This is a genomic window from Phenylobacterium sp., from assembly GCF_036563285.1.
GTDB lineage: Bacteria > Pseudomonadota > Alphaproteobacteria > Caulobacterales > Caulobacteraceae > Phenylobacterium.
This window is the reverse complement of sequence record NZ_DATCMR010000006.1, coordinates 501,151-513,822: the sequence shown is the minus strand read 5'-3', so window position 1 is coordinate 513,822 and position 12,672 is coordinate 501,151. Positions and strand designations below refer to the sequence as shown.

The 12,672-nt window shown below is 68.7% G+C and carries 15 protein-coding genes; 5 read left to right on the top strand and 10 right to left on the bottom strand.

Annotated elements, in window-relative coordinates; genetic code table 11:
- Window positions 1-27: 27 nt before the first annotated feature.
- Both VIL76_RS07445 and VIL76_RS07440 read right to left on the bottom strand, forming a co-directional pair.
- Entirely contained in the window at window positions 28-1,029 is a 1,002-nt protein-coding gene (locus tag VIL76_RS07445; protein WP_332044369.1) for an NADP-dependent oxidoreductase, read from the bottom strand.
- A 133-nt stretch (window positions 1,030-1,162) separates the two neighbouring features.
- The gene (locus VIL76_RS07440; RefSeq protein ID WP_332044368.1) at window positions 1,163-1,492 is read right to left on the bottom strand and encodes a hypothetical protein; all 330 of its coding nucleotides are present in this window, start codon (window positions 1,490-1,492) and stop codon (window positions 1,163-1,165) included.
- A gap of 114 nt (window positions 1,493-1,606) precedes the next feature.
- Here VIL76_RS07440 and greA point away from each other — a divergent pair, with 114 nt between their 5' ends.
- The 4 genes from greA (at window position 1,607) to VIL76_RS07420 (ending at window position 3,583) form a co-directional block, all read left to right on the top strand.
- Entirely contained in the window at window positions 1,607-2,089 is a 483-nt protein-coding gene (greA, locus tag VIL76_RS07435) for a transcription elongation factor GreA (RefSeq protein ID WP_332044367.1), read from the top strand.
- 312 nt (window positions 2,090-2,401) lie between these two features.
- On the top strand, window positions 2,402-2,779 hold the full coding sequence (locus VIL76_RS07430; RefSeq protein ID WP_332044366.1) for a hypothetical protein: 378 nt from the start codon (window positions 2,402-2,404) through the stop codon (window positions 2,777-2,779).
- Window positions 2,780-2,942: 163 nt separating this feature from the next.
- Window positions 2,943-3,320 (top strand): response regulator, encoded by a 378-nt coding sequence (locus tag VIL76_RS07425; protein WP_332044365.1) that lies wholly within the window; start codon window positions 2,943-2,945, stop codon window positions 3,318-3,320.
- A complete protein-coding gene (locus VIL76_RS07420) occupies window positions 3,317-3,583 on the top strand; it encodes an Hpt domain-containing protein (RefSeq protein ID WP_332044364.1) in 267 nt (88 codons plus the stop codon). Before VIL76_RS07425 ends, VIL76_RS07420 begins: the two co-directional genes overlap by 4 nt.
- Here VIL76_RS07420 and VIL76_RS07415 read toward each other — a convergent pair.
- The 8 genes from VIL76_RS07415 to VIL76_RS07380 form a co-directional block, all read right to left on the bottom strand.
- The gene (locus tag VIL76_RS07415) at window positions 3,570-4,994 is read right to left on the bottom strand and encodes a glycosyltransferase family 2 protein (RefSeq protein ID WP_332044363.1); all 1,425 of its coding nucleotides are present in this window, start codon (window positions 4,992-4,994) and stop codon (window positions 3,570-3,572) included. The genes VIL76_RS07420 and VIL76_RS07415 overlap by 14 nt on opposite strands.
- On the bottom strand, window positions 4,994-6,040 hold the full coding sequence (locus VIL76_RS07410; protein ID WP_332044362.1) for a HEAT repeat domain-containing protein: 1,047 nt from the start codon (window positions 6,038-6,040) through the stop codon (window positions 4,994-4,996). The genes VIL76_RS07415 and VIL76_RS07410 overlap by 1 nt, the downstream gene beginning before the upstream one ends.
- 2 nt (window positions 6,041-6,042) lie before the next feature.
- A complete protein-coding gene (locus VIL76_RS07405; protein ID WP_332044361.1) occupies window positions 6,043-7,140 on the bottom strand; it encodes a YaiO family outer membrane beta-barrel protein in 1,098 nt (365 codons plus the stop codon).
- Window positions 7,137-7,523, bottom strand: coding sequence for a response regulator (locus tag VIL76_RS07400; protein ID WP_332044360.1), 387 nt, complete (start codon window positions 7,521-7,523; stop codon window positions 7,137-7,139). Before VIL76_RS07400 ends, VIL76_RS07405 begins: the two co-directional genes overlap by 4 nt.
- The gene (locus VIL76_RS07395) at window positions 7,523-8,968 is read right to left on the bottom strand and encodes a GAF domain-containing sensor histidine kinase (protein WP_332044359.1); all 1,446 of its coding nucleotides are present in this window, start codon (window positions 8,966-8,968) and stop codon (window positions 7,523-7,525) included. The genes VIL76_RS07400 and VIL76_RS07395 overlap by 1 nt, the downstream gene beginning before the upstream one ends.
- Before the next feature lie 274 nt (window positions 8,969-9,242).
- Window positions 9,243-9,785: a cupin domain-containing protein gene (locus VIL76_RS07390; RefSeq protein WP_332044358.1), complete on the bottom strand. Its 543-nt coding sequence runs from the start codon at window positions 9,783-9,785 to the stop codon at window positions 9,243-9,245.
- Window positions 9,782-11,044 (bottom strand): MFS transporter, encoded by a 1,263-nt coding sequence (locus tag VIL76_RS07385; RefSeq protein WP_332044357.1) that lies wholly within the window; start codon window positions 11,042-11,044, stop codon window positions 9,782-9,784. Before VIL76_RS07385 ends, VIL76_RS07390 begins: the two co-directional genes overlap by 4 nt.
- Window positions 11,037-11,828, bottom strand: a complete 792-nt coding sequence (locus tag VIL76_RS07380) for a cyclase family protein (RefSeq protein ID WP_332044356.1) — start codon at window positions 11,826-11,828, stop codon at window positions 11,037-11,039. The genes VIL76_RS07385 and VIL76_RS07380 overlap by 8 nt, the downstream gene beginning before the upstream one ends.
- Window positions 11,829-11,974: 146 nt before the next feature.
- Between VIL76_RS07380 and VIL76_RS07375 the strand changes: the two genes are divergently transcribed.
- The gene (locus VIL76_RS07375; RefSeq protein ID WP_332044355.1) at window positions 11,975-12,652 is read left to right on the top strand and encodes a TetR/AcrR family transcriptional regulator; all 678 of its coding nucleotides are present in this window, start codon (window positions 11,975-11,977) and stop codon (window positions 12,650-12,652) included.
- Window positions 12,653-12,672 lie beyond the last annotated feature (20 nt).

The following is a 12,672-nucleotide window of genomic DNA, read 5'->3' as shown; positions in this document are numbered from 1 at the left end:
ACCCTTCCTGCAGTATCGGACGGCATTTCAAAGTGCATCACCCCCGTCGTCCGTGAGGCGGATGAGCATCTTGCCGGTGTTGCGGCCCTCGAACAGGCCGATCAGCCCCTCCGGCGCGCGTTCGAACCCGTCCAGGACGGTCTCCTGGTACTTCACCTGCCCGGACTTGAGCCAGCCGGTCATGTCGCTTTGGAACGCGGCGTTCAGGTGGGTGAAGTCGCTCGCCACGAAGCCTTCCATGCGCACGCGGCGGTAGATCAGGTTGAACAGTCCGCGTACGGGCTCGCCGCCGCCGTTGTAGACCGAGATCATGCCGCAAACTGGAATGCGGCCGCGGACGTTCATGCGCGGCAGGGCGGCGTCCAGGTGAGCCCCGCCGACGTTCTCGAAGTAGACATCGATCCCCTTGGGCGTCGCCCGCGCCAGGGCCTCGCCGATGGGCTCCTGCTTGTAGTTGATCACCGCATCCAGTCGGACGTCGTCGCGCAGCCAGCGCGCCTTCTCGTCCGAACCGGTGGAACCCACGACGTAGCAGCCCTTGAGCTTCGCGATCTGTGCGGCGGTCGATCCCACCGCTCCGCCAGCCGTGGAGACGAACACCTGCTCGCCGTCGGCGAGCGCGCCCACCTGCAGAAGCCCGCCGTAGGCTGTCAGCCCGGTGCCGCCCAGCGCATGCAGGTGAACCGTCAGCGGCAGGTCAGGGTCCGGCCTCAGGACCGCCAGCCCGCGCCCGTCGGAGACGAACCGCTCCCGGAAGCCCGCCCCGTGACGCACGAGATCGCCTTCGACGAACTTCGGATTGCGCGATTGCACGATGCGCCCGATCCCGCCGCCCAGCAGCGGCTCGCCCAGGGCCTGGTCGGCGTCCAGCCGCGGCCGCATGTAGGGATCGACTGACATCAGGACCCCGGCCACCTGGACCTCGCCCTCGCCGGCGTCCGGCGTCTCCACCTCCACGACGGCGAAGTCGGCCGGCTCGGGCGTGCCCTTCGGACGGCGGACCAGGTGGATCTGGCGCGACGTGCTCATCGACGTCTCCGGCTTGCGGCCAGGCCGGTGGCGGCCTCGGCCGACATAGCCCTGCCCCAGCCTCGCCGGATAGTGCCGATTTGCACCTGGCCTGCGGGCTCAGGCGGGGCTGGAAGGCGCCGTACACGCGTCCTCATCCTCCAGCTGCATCCACCACGATGGTCACCGCTTTTCCCCGCGACAGCGGCTCCCATCCTGCCGCAACGGCCGACGAGATCGCCTTGGCGACGAGCTTTGGGTCGATGCGGGAAGCCTGGAGTTGCGGTGCGCCGAACCTGGGCTGTGGGCCCACCGGAAACTCCAGCACTGCCTCGCGCTGCCCCTCCCGATGCCGCACCGCTATGGCCATGCCGCGTCGCTCCGCGACATCGCTGGACCACCTGGGCGCGCGTTGGAGCCGCCAGACATAGGGCTCCCCACCGACCTCGATGTCGAACTCGGCGCTCAGTTTCGTTCGTGCCATGGGAGCGGGTTATCCCCGCGGGCGCGCCCGATCCAGCCCCGCAGGGCCTCTGCCCCCGGGAGCGGAGCACGTTCGCCGGTTTCATCGGGCGGGCGGAGGTCCTAACTTGCCGGCATGGCGGTCGCGTTCACCCGGGAAGAAGACTACGAGGCGCAGGCCGCTGACCTGCCGGACCGCCCAGTCTCGCCGCATCCGAACCTGGTCACCGCCACGGGCCTGGCGGAACTCGACCAGCAACTGGCCAGCGCCCGCGCCGCCTACGCCGCAGCGCAGGCCCAGGGCGAAGTCAGCACCGACCGAACGGCCATGGCGCGAGCCACCCGGGACCTGCGGTACTGGTCCGCAAGGCGGGCCAACGCCCAGCTTACCGAGCCGGGCGGCCCACCCGACAAGGTGCAGTTCGGCCGGACCATCGAAATCGAACGGGAGGATGGCAGGCGCCAGGCCTTCCGTATCGTCGGCGAAGACGAAGCCGACCCGGCGAAGGGAAGCATTTCATACGTGTCGCCGCTGGCGCGTGCGCTCCTGGGCAAGTCTGTGGGGGAGGTGACCAGCGTCAATGGCGCAGAGGTCGAGGTCGTCGCCGTCCGCGCCTGAATGGGGTCGGACCACACAAGCAGACGGACGTTGGCGCACTACCGGGCTTCGCGAGCCGTCTTCGCTGGGCCGAGATCCAATGTCCGGACCCAAGGCGCGCTCCCGGCTAGCCCTCGAACGGAAGGGCGCTTTGGCGCAGCACGACACTAATGGAATTCTCATAGGGCGCGGACCGCGCGCGTGTTATCTCTCGAATGCCAAGCTTATTCCAATTCGCCCGCAGGGGTCATGATCCCAGCTGTGAAGTAAGCGGGCTCCAAGCGCGGCGATGGACGTGCGCCGCGCGCTTACAAGCACACAGACGGTGCGGACATGGCTCTGAGCAATCCCTTTCGCCGGCAGGCTGCCCATCCGATCGAAGCTGAGCCAGGCCTGGACGCTCCGGGCTCGGGAGATCTTCGCGAGGCCTACGAGCGCGGCCGGCGCGATGCATTGCAAGCGCGCAAACGCCACCCCCTCGGGATGACGTTCCTGTTCCTGGCCGCCGGCGCCGGTGTCGCCGTACTGGCCTACGCGGCTTACTCCGGCTCGTTCGGCCGTGGCGGCGAGCGATTGGACCGGGACCTAGCCGTGGCGGCTGATCGGGCGGAACCGATGGTTCGTGACGCCGCCCACGACGCCGGCCAGGCCCTGAAAAGCGCCGGTCAAACCCCGAACGGGCAGGCCCCTGCGCCGTCCGAGCCGCGCTAGTGGGGTCGGTGTTCCGGAGTCGGCTGGGGTGGACCGCGCGCGCATCCACCTTATGCCGGCGTTGGCAGCAATCGCAGCGGGCGGCGCGAGCGGCTCTCCACGACCAGTTCAGACGTCGATGCGGAAGGCCGGTGTTCCGAAAGCAAGCCCACGAGGCTCCCACTTGACCCAACTGAAGGTGCTTTACGTCGAAGACGATCCGGACATTCGAGAGCTGGCCGAGCTCTCCCTGCAGATGGACCCGACCCTGGAAGTGCGTATCGCCGCATCCGGCGCGGAGGCCCTCCAGGTGCTGTCCGCTTGGAAGGCTGATGTCATCCTGCTGGACGTGATGATGCCGCAGATGGATGGCCCGTCGCTGCTAGCGGCCATCCGCTCGGACGCCGCGGGGCCGCAGCCGCACGCGGTCTTCATTACAGCTCGCGCGCTGCCCGCCGAGGTAGAACGGCTAAAGGCGCTGGGCGCGCTCGGGGTGATCACGAAACCATTCGACGCGCTTCGACTGGCGCGCGAGGTCCGGCGGCTCGCGGAGGCCGCATGAGCGATCCGGTGGCGGCGCTCGCAGATCGTTTCAAAGATCGACTGACAAATGACCTGTTGGTCGTGCGCGCCGGACCGAAGGCGGGCGTCGGCTTCGAGCTGGTGGTGCACCGGCTGGCGGGCGCGGCGGCCATGTTCGGGTTCCTCGAGCTCGGCGAGTTGGCCGGCGAGGTGGACGTCCAGATCCACGAAGGGCGGCTCCAGACGGCCGATGTCGACGCCCTGGCCGCCGCCCTGCAAGCCGCCGTCGTCAGGCCCGTCTGAAGCCGCGCCGGGTCATCGTTCCCCAGGAGTGCTGGCGGCTGATGAACTGCCACGTGCCCACCAGCCGCCAGAGATTGTTGAGCTGCCGGTAGCCGAAGTTCTCCGCGATGGCCGCCGCCATCAGGGTCATCAGGGTCTCCACGTCGGGGAAGCGGCGCAGGACCGTCTCCTCCAGCGCCAGCGCGCCCACGCTGATCACGATGCCGAAGCCGAAACTGATGGCCAGGAAGGCGAAGAGGTAGTCGGTCTGCAGGATGCCCAGCAGCCAGAAGGCAGGGATCAGCAGGTAGCCGGCGATCTCGATGAACGGCCCGAGCACGTCGACGAGGAGGATGTAGCCAAACCCCAGTGTGCCGATCCGGCCGTAGCGGGGGTTGCCCATCATGCCTGCATGGCGGACGAAGGTTTCCAGCGCGCCCCGGTGCCACCGCGCGCGCTGACGGCCCAGCACGGTGAGGTCCTCCGGCGCCTCGGTCCAACAGACCGGCTCGGCCATGAAGGCCACCCGGTAGGCCTTCTTCTCGCGGCGGAAGTGGCGGTGCAGCTTGACCACCAGCTCCATGTCCTCGCCCACCGTCTTCAGGCTGTAGCCGCCGACTTCCATGACCGCGTCACGGCGGAAGAGGCCGAAGGCCCCGGAGATGATCATGAGGCATCCGGCCTCGCTCCAGGCTAGGCGGGCCATCAGGAAGGCGCGCAGGTATTCGACGGTCTGCAGGAGCGCCAGGAAGTTCTTCGGCGCCCCGACCCGGATGACACGTCCCGAGCTGATCTCGCAACCGTTGACGATGCGGATCGTCCCGCCCACCGCAATGACGCGCTCCGGATCTTCGATGAAGGGCCGCACGGCGCGCAACAGGGCGTCCGGCTCAAGCAGGCTGTCCGCGTCCATTGAGCAGACCACCGGCGCGCGCGACAGGTTGAGGGCCGCGTTCAGCGCGTCCGCCTTGCCGCCGTTCTCCTTGTCGACGACGATCAGGCGCGGCTGGTTCGACGTGCCGTAGAGGCTTCGGATGCGCGCGTGCGGCGCGACCAGTTCGTAGCTGCGCTGCACCGGACCGAGCTCGAAGGCCTGCGTGATCACTTCGAGCGTCCGGTCCTTGGAGCCGTCGTTGACCACCACCACCTCGAAGCTCGGGTACTGCAGCGCCAGCAGCGAGCGGATGCTTTCGACGATAGTCATCTCTTCGTTGTAGGCGGGCACCAGCAGTGTGATCGGCGGCGCGGTCTCGGCGTAGCGGCGCCATAGCTGGGCGGGCTCGACCGGCGCGCCAAATCGGCTGAGGGCGCGGCCCGCCAGCGCCAGCTGCCACAGGTGGAACACGCCCTGGCCGACGCCGGCGCCGATGACGAAGATGGCGATGACCTGCGCGAAGCCGCTTAGCCATTCGGCGGCGTCGATGAGGTCCATCAGGCCTGGGCCTGCTGCGCCAGCACCAGGCTGGCGGCCTGCCGCGCGGCCTTACTGGAGGCGAGCGCCGCCTTGCGGAGCGCGCCCAGCCCGCTCGGACCGAGCTTGGCCAGGGCCGCCGCGGACTGGAACCGCACGATCCAGACGGGGTCGTCGAGGCCCTCCTCCAGCTTGTTCGATAGGGTCTTCAGTCCGGCGGCCCCGATGGCCTCGGCTGCCGCCGAGCGCACCTCCGGCGCCGGATCGTCCAGCGCGCGGCGAAGGCACGGCTCGGCCGCGGGATGCATCAGCTTGCCGAGCGCGACCGCGGCCGCCGCCCGGACTTCGGGGCGGGCCGCAGCGATGTTCTCGGTCAGCGCCGGGATGGCCCCGTAGGCTCCGGCCGCGCCCAGCGCCTCCAGCAGCATCACCCGAGAGCCCAACAGCAGTCCGTCTTCGGCCAGCGACTCGGTGGCCGCGGCGTGGTCGCGCTCCACCACCAGCCGCATGAAGTCGGCCGTCGGACCGGAATGAGGCAGGTGTCCGCGGCGCAGGTGCTCCACCATCCTGTCCACGGACACCTCGCCGCCGGCCTGGAAGAGCGAGCGCAGCGCCGCCAGCCGGACCTGGCCGGGGCCTCGTCCCGCCGCGCGCAGGAGGATGAACTGCGTCTGGGCCCCGCCGAACGCGCCGAGCGCCTCGATGCTGGCGAGCCGGCCGTCCGCCGAGCCGCGCATGGCGCCGTCGCGCAGCACCCGCTCGATGCCCGCGACGCGGAGGGCTTCCACGATGGTCTCCAGGTCGGCGCCGCGGAAGATGGTCAGGAAGTCCAGGAGCGCCTTGGACATGAGGTGGGCCCGGCGCCGGTAGGGACCCAGCGCCGCGGCGAGGTTGGTCTGCCCCCGCAGCACGCCTAGCAGGGCCTTCTCCACCGCCCGCCGGTCGGCGAGATGGCGCTTGGTCCGGTGCTCGTTCAGCACCCGCAGCAGGATCAGGGCGCCCATCCATCCTAAGGCGCCGGCCGCGAGCACGATGGCCGCCAGCCAGATTAGGGAAAGGGCCGCCACTCTCAGAACCGCCGCGTCAGGGAGAGCGTCAGGTCGTTGCGCTGATAGGTGGTGCGGTCCTCGCGCACACTGCTCAGCCGCAGGGTCGTGCTTTCGCCGATGTCGACGGCGGCGCCCAGGCTCACCGCGCGCACGTCGGTCGTGATCCCATCGGTGGCCTCCGGCGCGTCGGACCAGCCGGCGAATAGCGCCAGCCGCGCCATTGGCCGCCAGGCGGCGGCGATCCCATAGCCCATCCGGTGCTCGTCGCGCTCGTCCAGCACGTTGATCCAGCGGGCCGTCAGGTCGAACCCCTCGTCGCGCGCGACGGTGAGCCACGGCGTCAGGGTGCGGACGTCGCCCACCAGGTAGCGGGCCCAGCCTGCGTCGGCGCCCAGCTGGTATGTCCAGTCGGGATCGAGCGGACGGGACGGACCCGCCAACCCGCCCAGCACGGCCCACTCCGGCCGGAAGTCCGCCTCCGGCGTTCCGCCGAGGCCCAGGTACCCCCAGCGCGCGGCGGCCCGTACCTCGACGTAGGTGTCCTCGCGTCCGAATTGCCGCTGATGGTCGATGCCGGCCACGAGGTTCAAGCCGCTCGCAAAGGTTCGGCCGACGATTACGGCCTGGCCGGAGGAAGACGGCAGGCCGTCGGACAGAAAGCCCTGCGTGAGCGCCACGTCCAGACGCCAGCTCGCCGCCACGGCGCGCTCGGCGCCCGCGACCTGGGTGGCAAGGTCCTTGGCCACAGCGTCCATTGGATCTCTGGACAGCGTCGGCCCCAGCAGGCGCTTGGCGCCGCGGAAATCCTCTCGGAAGTAGGCAAGCCTCGCCAGCGCCACTTCGGCGTCGCGATAGCCGGGCGCCAGGCGTAGCGACTCTTCCAGCGCCCGCCGGGCCGGTCCGAACTGGCCGGTGGCCGAGTAGGCCAACCCCAGGTTCAGCCATACGTCGGCGTCATTGCCGTGCAGCTTGGACGCCGCTTCCAGCAGCGGCAGCGCCTCGGCCGGCCGGCCGGCGTGCCGCAGCTCGACTCCGCGGGCGAAGGGGTCCTCTGCGGGCTGGGCGTGTGCTGCGGCGGGAACGAGAACAAGGCAGGCCGCCAAGGCGCGGACGTTCACGAGGCGCTCCGTTGCGCCGCCGTCAGCCGGTCGAGCCGGGCTACCAGCTCGTCGGGATTGAAGGGCTTTGCGAGATAGTCCGCGGCGCCGAGTTTCAGCGCGCTCACCACGTCCTCCTCACGTTTCAGGGCGGTCAGCATGACGACCACTACGCCCGCGAGATCGGGATTGGCCTTGATGCGGCGCAGGGTCTCGAACCCGTCCATCACCGGCATCATGGCGTCGAGCACCAGGACGTCGGGACGCTGGCGCTCCAGGGCTTCCAGGGCGGCCCGGCCATCCTCCACGCTGCGCACCACATAGTCAGCGGCGCCCAGCTTGTGCTCGAGGAGGGCGCGGAGCAGCGGATCGTCGTCGGCGATGAGGACGTCCATGCCGGGCATCAGCCGGCCTCCGCCGACGCGGACTCGCGGACATGGCGGGGGGTGGCGCCGGTCAGTGGCAGCCGCAGGGTGAATGTGCTGCCCTTGCCACGCACACTCTCGGCGGTCAGCACGCCGCCCATCTGCTCGGCGAGCCGACGCGAGATCGCCAGCCCAAGGCCCGACCCGCCGAACCGCCTGGCGACCGAGGCGTCGGCCTGGACGAACCGTTCGAACACCTTGTCGAGCCGGTCGGGCTCGATGCCGATACCGGTGTCGCTGACCGCGATACTTACCCAGCCCTGTTGCGGCGTGATGGCCACCACCACGCCGCCGCGGACGGTGAACTTCACCGCGTTGGCGAGCAGGTTCAGCAGCACCTGGCGCAACCGCGCGCCGTCGACCTGCACCAGCGGCAATGTCTCGGCGGCTTCTAGGATGACGGAGAGCCCCTTGGCGCTTGCCTGTTCGGTCACCAGCTCGATGGCCGAGGCGGCCACCGGGCGCACATCCATCGGCTCCGGCGTCACCGCAACGTTGCCGGCCTCGAGGCTTGCCAGGTCGAGGACGTCGTTGACGATCGCCAGCAGGTTGCGGCTCGCGCCTTGGATCTTGTGGGCGAAGTGGCGCTCCTTGTCGCCCAGCGACGGCGTGGCGCCGAGCAGGTCGGCGAAGCCGATAATGCTGGTCAGCGGGGTCCTGAGCTCGTGGCTCATGTTCGCCAGGAACTCCGACTTGGCCTGATTGGCGGCCTCGGCCGCGCGGCTCGCGCGCTCGGCGACCTTGCTCGCGGCCTCCGCGGTTCTGCTGGCGGCGCGCGCGAACTTGGTCGCCGCCTCGGCGCGATGACGGGCCAGCGAGAGGCGCTCGGTGGTCAGGCGAAGGTCCATCTCGGTCACGACGATCTCGGCCAGGGCCTCCAGCCGCCGCTTTTCGCGGTTGCTGAGCTCCTCGCGAGGCTGCGGATCGATGATGCAGAGCGCGCCGAGCCGATGGCCGCTGCGCAGCATCAACGGCGCCGCGGCGTAGAAGCGGATCAGAGGCGCCGTCTGCACCAGCGGGTGGGCCGAGAACCGCTCATCGAGCACTGCGTCCGGCACCACCATCACGCCGTCGGAGAGGATGATCTGTTCCGCGAAGGCGTCGCGGGGCATTTCGCGGCTGTCGAGGCCGACCAGGGACTTGAACCACTGCCGCTCTGTGTCGATGAGCGAGACGGTGGCGATCTTGGTCTCGAATATGTCCGCGGCCAGTGCGGTGATCCGGTCGAACGCCGCCTCTGGCGGGGTGTCGAGGATCTCGTACTCTCTCAGCGCGGCTACGCGTTCGGCCTCGTTCTCGATCGCGTGCCTCCGGTTGGAACAGTCTAGCAGGGGCCACTCCGGAGAATTCCGGCATGGCGTTGCGTGTCGTCGGCCGCTCGGCCGTGGAAACTGCGAAAGCCGTTGAATTGGTCCGGCTGACATCTTCGCCGGGGCCCCACTAAACTCGGGGCGTGCGACTAATTTCCAAGCATCGTACTAGATCTACCTCTACCATAAGTTAGTCGCGTACGGCGGATTATTCCGCGGGACGCTGCCTCGCTCCGCGCCACCACCCAAGGTGGCGCGCCCGCGATGGCCGGATCGACCTCGGACCCGGCTCGCGGCAGGATTGTCCGCCCGTCTTCAGTGATTTGGCTCATTGGTGACCCGGCCCCAGGCGAGCAGCCGTGGAACGTGGACTGGGGTAGCTAACCCGCTAGCCTTGCCGTCCGTCGACTAGCACCGCGAGCATCAAGGCCGTGCTGTCTCCAAAGTTGACCCAAGCATGATTGGACCCCCTCTGGACCACCACGTCGAAGGGCTTCATCGCGACGTCGCCGTCGTCCAACATCAGGGTCACCTCACCTTCCAGCAACACGATGAAGTCCACTGAATTGGTGCGATGGAAGGCGGGGTGACGGCCCTCAGGTACGAAGGCGTCCGCCGCGCCCACTTGGGCGTAGTAGGCCGCCGTTCTCGCGCGTCGTTCCTCATCGCTCTGGCCGGCGAAGGCGCTTTCGGGCGGCACCCGGAAGAAGCGGAAGGTCGCGCCTGATGGGAAGGGGTGGAGCGGGATTTCGTGGTCTGCAGGATCCCGGGCGTCCGAGTAATCCGCGGGGGCGGATTTGGTCGCCCAGAAGTTGATCAGATAAGGCTCGCCTTTCGGACCGAACAGGTTGGGCGTCGGTCCATCGGAGAGGACGAACGATCGTCCTTTGGCGTCCACACCCGTCACAATGCGGCGCGTGGGGATGCTCATGTGCGTGTCGCAGCGGGTTCGGGCGGAGCCACGCTCTTAGCCTGCGAACTCCTGGCGTCGAAGCGCGGCGCCGTCACGAATAGGAGCGCAGACGCGGTCAGCATGCCGGCTGAGAGCCAGAGGGCGGGCGTATAGGACCCGGCCCGCTCCTGGATCAGCGCGATGATGTATGGGCTCGAGCCCGTTCCGATCAGGAAGGCGCCGTAGAGCAGGCCGTACATTCGGCCGTAGCGAGCCATGCCGTAGTAGCGCGCGGTCATATAGGCGATCAGGTCGACCTCGGCTCCCATGGCCAAGCCAACGGCCAGAGCGCCGGGCGCTGCGAATGCAGGACCTCCCACCGCGAGCATAACCAGCCCAGCGGCGGTCAGCAGCATCACCCCGGCGGCGACCAGCGGCGCAAAGACGTGGTCGACGACGTAGCCCACCCCGAGCCTGCCGATGAGGACGGCGACACCCAGAAGGCCCGCGATGCGCGCTGCCTGCAGCGGGGGCATGCCTTCGTCGGTCAGCATCGGAACGAAGTGCGTGACGAAGCCCGCCACCGAGAGCGCGACGAGGGTGAAAGCTAGGGCCAGTCGCCAGAACAGCCAGGTGCGCAGGAAGCCGCCGCCGCTCTGCGACGCCATCGGAGCGGGCCGGCCTTCCTTCAGCGTGGGAGGACGCCAGCTGAGCAGCGCCAGTGAGAGCGGCCCGACGAGCAGGACGACCCAGGCAAGCGTGCGATATGAGGCCCGCCAGCCTTGGCTCTCGATCAGTTCGCCCACGATCGGCGGCGCAATGGCGGCCATGGCGCCGATGCCCCCGATCGTGATCCCCAACGCGAGGCCCCGCATCCTGTCGAAGGCCATGTTCACCGGGCGCGTTAGACCGATGGGGCCGGTGGCGAGCGACAACGGCGCCAGAGCCAGGTGGACGACCGCATAGATCAGCAGGGAGTCGCCAACCTGGCTCATGAAGAGGAAGTTGCCCGCCAACGCGATGAAGCCGATAGCGGCAGGACCGCGGACGCCGTACCGGTCGAACAGCGCGCCTCCGAACGGAGCGCATACGGCCAGCAACAAGGTCGTCGCCAGCCCGATGGCGGTCAGCTGCGACCGCGTCCAGCCGAGGTCGGACTGCAGGTGGGTGATGAACAGGCCGGCTGTGTAGAATGGCAAGGCCGCCGTGCCGAACGCCGCGCCGAGTGTCGCGCCTGCCAGGGTGGGCCAATGGCGCTTCAGCTCGCCAGCGGCGCTCTGGGGGCGAACCTCACTCATCGAAGATGGCCACGGCCCGGATCCACCCCGCGCTGGCTTCCTTGATCTTCACGGGGAAGCAGCTGATCTCGAAACCGAAGGGTGGCAGCGCGTCGAGGTTGCCGAGCTTCTCCATCTGGAAATATCCGATTTCACGTCCAGCCTTGTGGCCCTCCCAGATGATCGAGGGGTCGCGCGTCTCGGTCCAACGTTTGGCGGTGTGCACGAAGGGCGCATCCCAGGACCACCCGTCGGTGCCAACCACGCGCACGCCGCGCTCAGTAAGGTACAGGGTCGCCTCCCTCCCCATCCCGCAGCCGGACGCCACGTAGCCCTTCTGGCCGTACTTCCCGCCGGCCGCGGTGTTCACGACCACAATGTCCAGCGGCTTCAGCTCGTAGCCGATGCGCTTCAGCTCCACCTCTACATCGCCGGCGGTAACCACATAGCCGTCGGGCAAGTGACGGAAGTCGAGCTTCACGCCGGGCCGGTAGCACCAGTCCAGGGGGACCTCGTCGATGGTGATCGCCCGTTTCGGCCCGCCCTCGAGCAGGGCGTCCTGGGTGGCGTGGAAGTGCCACGGCGCATCCATGTGCGTGCCGTTGTGGGTGGAGAGCTGCAGCCGTTCGACGGCCCAGCCCTGCCCTTCAGGAAGGTCCTCCTTGGTGAGGCCGGGGAAGGACCGCGCCAGTCCCTGCCAGGACTCCTCGTGTCGTATGTACTCGATCTTCGGTTCCGCTCCGGGCGGATCCGATTCGATGTTGTTCTCGATTGGGACGGAGAGGTCGACGTAACGGCGTGCCATGGGTTTAATCAATCGATTGATTGCACCAGAGTCAACTTCGCCGTGGGGCACTTTGCATGGAGTTCGGACAGTCTCCAACTTCGCAGCTCGCCCAGCGGCCTCAGCGCCTTGGCGGCTTGACCGTCCGGGATGCTATGTAGCCCGGCATGGCCACCAGACGTCTGACTCGGGTCGACCTCGATCCCCCCGCCCCCGCAGAAGCCGCTAAGGCCGATCCGAAGGTCCGCCTGGTGGAGGTGGCTGCTCGTCACTTCGCCGAGGCCGGCTTCGAAGGCGCGAGCCAGCGCGCCATCCAGAGGGAGGTGGGCGTCAATCCCGCGACGGCCCACTACTACTTCGGTTCGAAGGAGGCGCTGTACCGCGCCGTGCTGGAGCGCTACCTCGGCAACATCCAGGCCGAGCGCATTGCGGCCCTGCCCCGCGCCAACGCCACCGCCGGAGCTTCCACCCGCTTCCACGCACTGCTCGTCGCCTACCTGACCCCGCACATCCACACGGCCGCGACCGAAGGCGGCTACAACTACGCGCGGATCCTGGCGGCCATCCAGTTCACCAGTCCCGGACCCGCGACGACGATCATCAACGAAGCCGTCAACCCGGTGCGCGAGATGTACGTCGACGCCCTGAAGGCGCTGTTTCCCAAGACGCCGCGGGCCCGGATCTACACGGCCCTGCACATGACTGTCATGCTGATGGCGATGGCCCCGATCCGCGCCCGCGACCAGCTGAAGGACGCCAAGGGCCGCAAGGCGCTGATCGAGGAACTCATCACCTACAGCGAAGCCGGCTTCCGCGCGATGTGCGGGGAGCCGACGCTCAAGTGACGAGCGACGGCCCGCCACTC

What these genes read in the sequence shown, in the direction of transcription:
- VIL76_RS07445 (WP_332044369.1), bottom strand. Translation starts at nt 1,029, where the DNA reads ATGAGCACGTCGCGCCAGATCCACCTGGTCCGCCGTCCGAAGGGCACG.
- VIL76_RS07440 (WP_332044368.1), bottom strand. Translation starts at nt 1,492, where the DNA reads ATGGCACGAACGAAACTGAGCGCCGAGTTCGACATCGAGGTCGGTGGG.
- greA (WP_332044367.1), top strand. Translation starts at nt 1,607, where the DNA reads ATGGCGGTCGCGTTCACCCGGGAAGAAGACTACGAGGCGCAGGCCGCT.
- VIL76_RS07430 (WP_332044366.1), top strand. Translation starts at nt 2,402, where the DNA reads ATGGCTCTGAGCAATCCCTTTCGCCGGCAGGCTGCCCATCCGATCGAA.
- VIL76_RS07420 (WP_332044364.1), top strand. Translation starts at nt 3,317, where the DNA reads ATGAGCGATCCGGTGGCGGCGCTCGCAGATCGTTTCAAAGATCGACTG.
- VIL76_RS07415 (WP_332044363.1), bottom strand. Translation starts at nt 4,994, where the DNA reads ATGGACCTCATCGACGCCGCCGAATGGCTAAGCGGCTTCGCGCAGGTC.
- VIL76_RS07400 (WP_332044360.1), bottom strand. Translation starts at nt 7,523, where the DNA reads ATGCCCGGCATGGACGTCCTCATCGCCGACGACGATCCGCTGCTCCGC.
- VIL76_RS07395 (WP_332044359.1), bottom strand. Translation starts at nt 8,968, where the DNA reads ATGTCAGCCGGACCAATTCAACGGCTTTCGCAGTTTCCACGGCCGAGC.
- VIL76_RS07390 (WP_332044358.1), bottom strand. Translation starts at nt 9,785, where the DNA reads ATGAGCATCCCCACGCGCCGCATTGTGACGGGTGTGGACGCCAAAGGA.
- VIL76_RS07385 (WP_332044357.1), bottom strand. Translation starts at nt 11,044, where the DNA reads ATGAGTGAGGTTCGCCCCCAGAGCGCCGCTGGCGAGCTGAAGCGCCAT.
- VIL76_RS07380 (WP_332044356.1), bottom strand. Translation starts at nt 11,828, where the DNA reads ATGGCACGCCGTTACGTCGACCTCTCCGTCCCAATCGAGAACAACATC.
- VIL76_RS07375 (WP_332044355.1), top strand. Translation starts at nt 11,975, where the DNA reads ATGGCCACCAGACGTCTGACTCGGGTCGACCTCGATCCCCCCGCCCCC.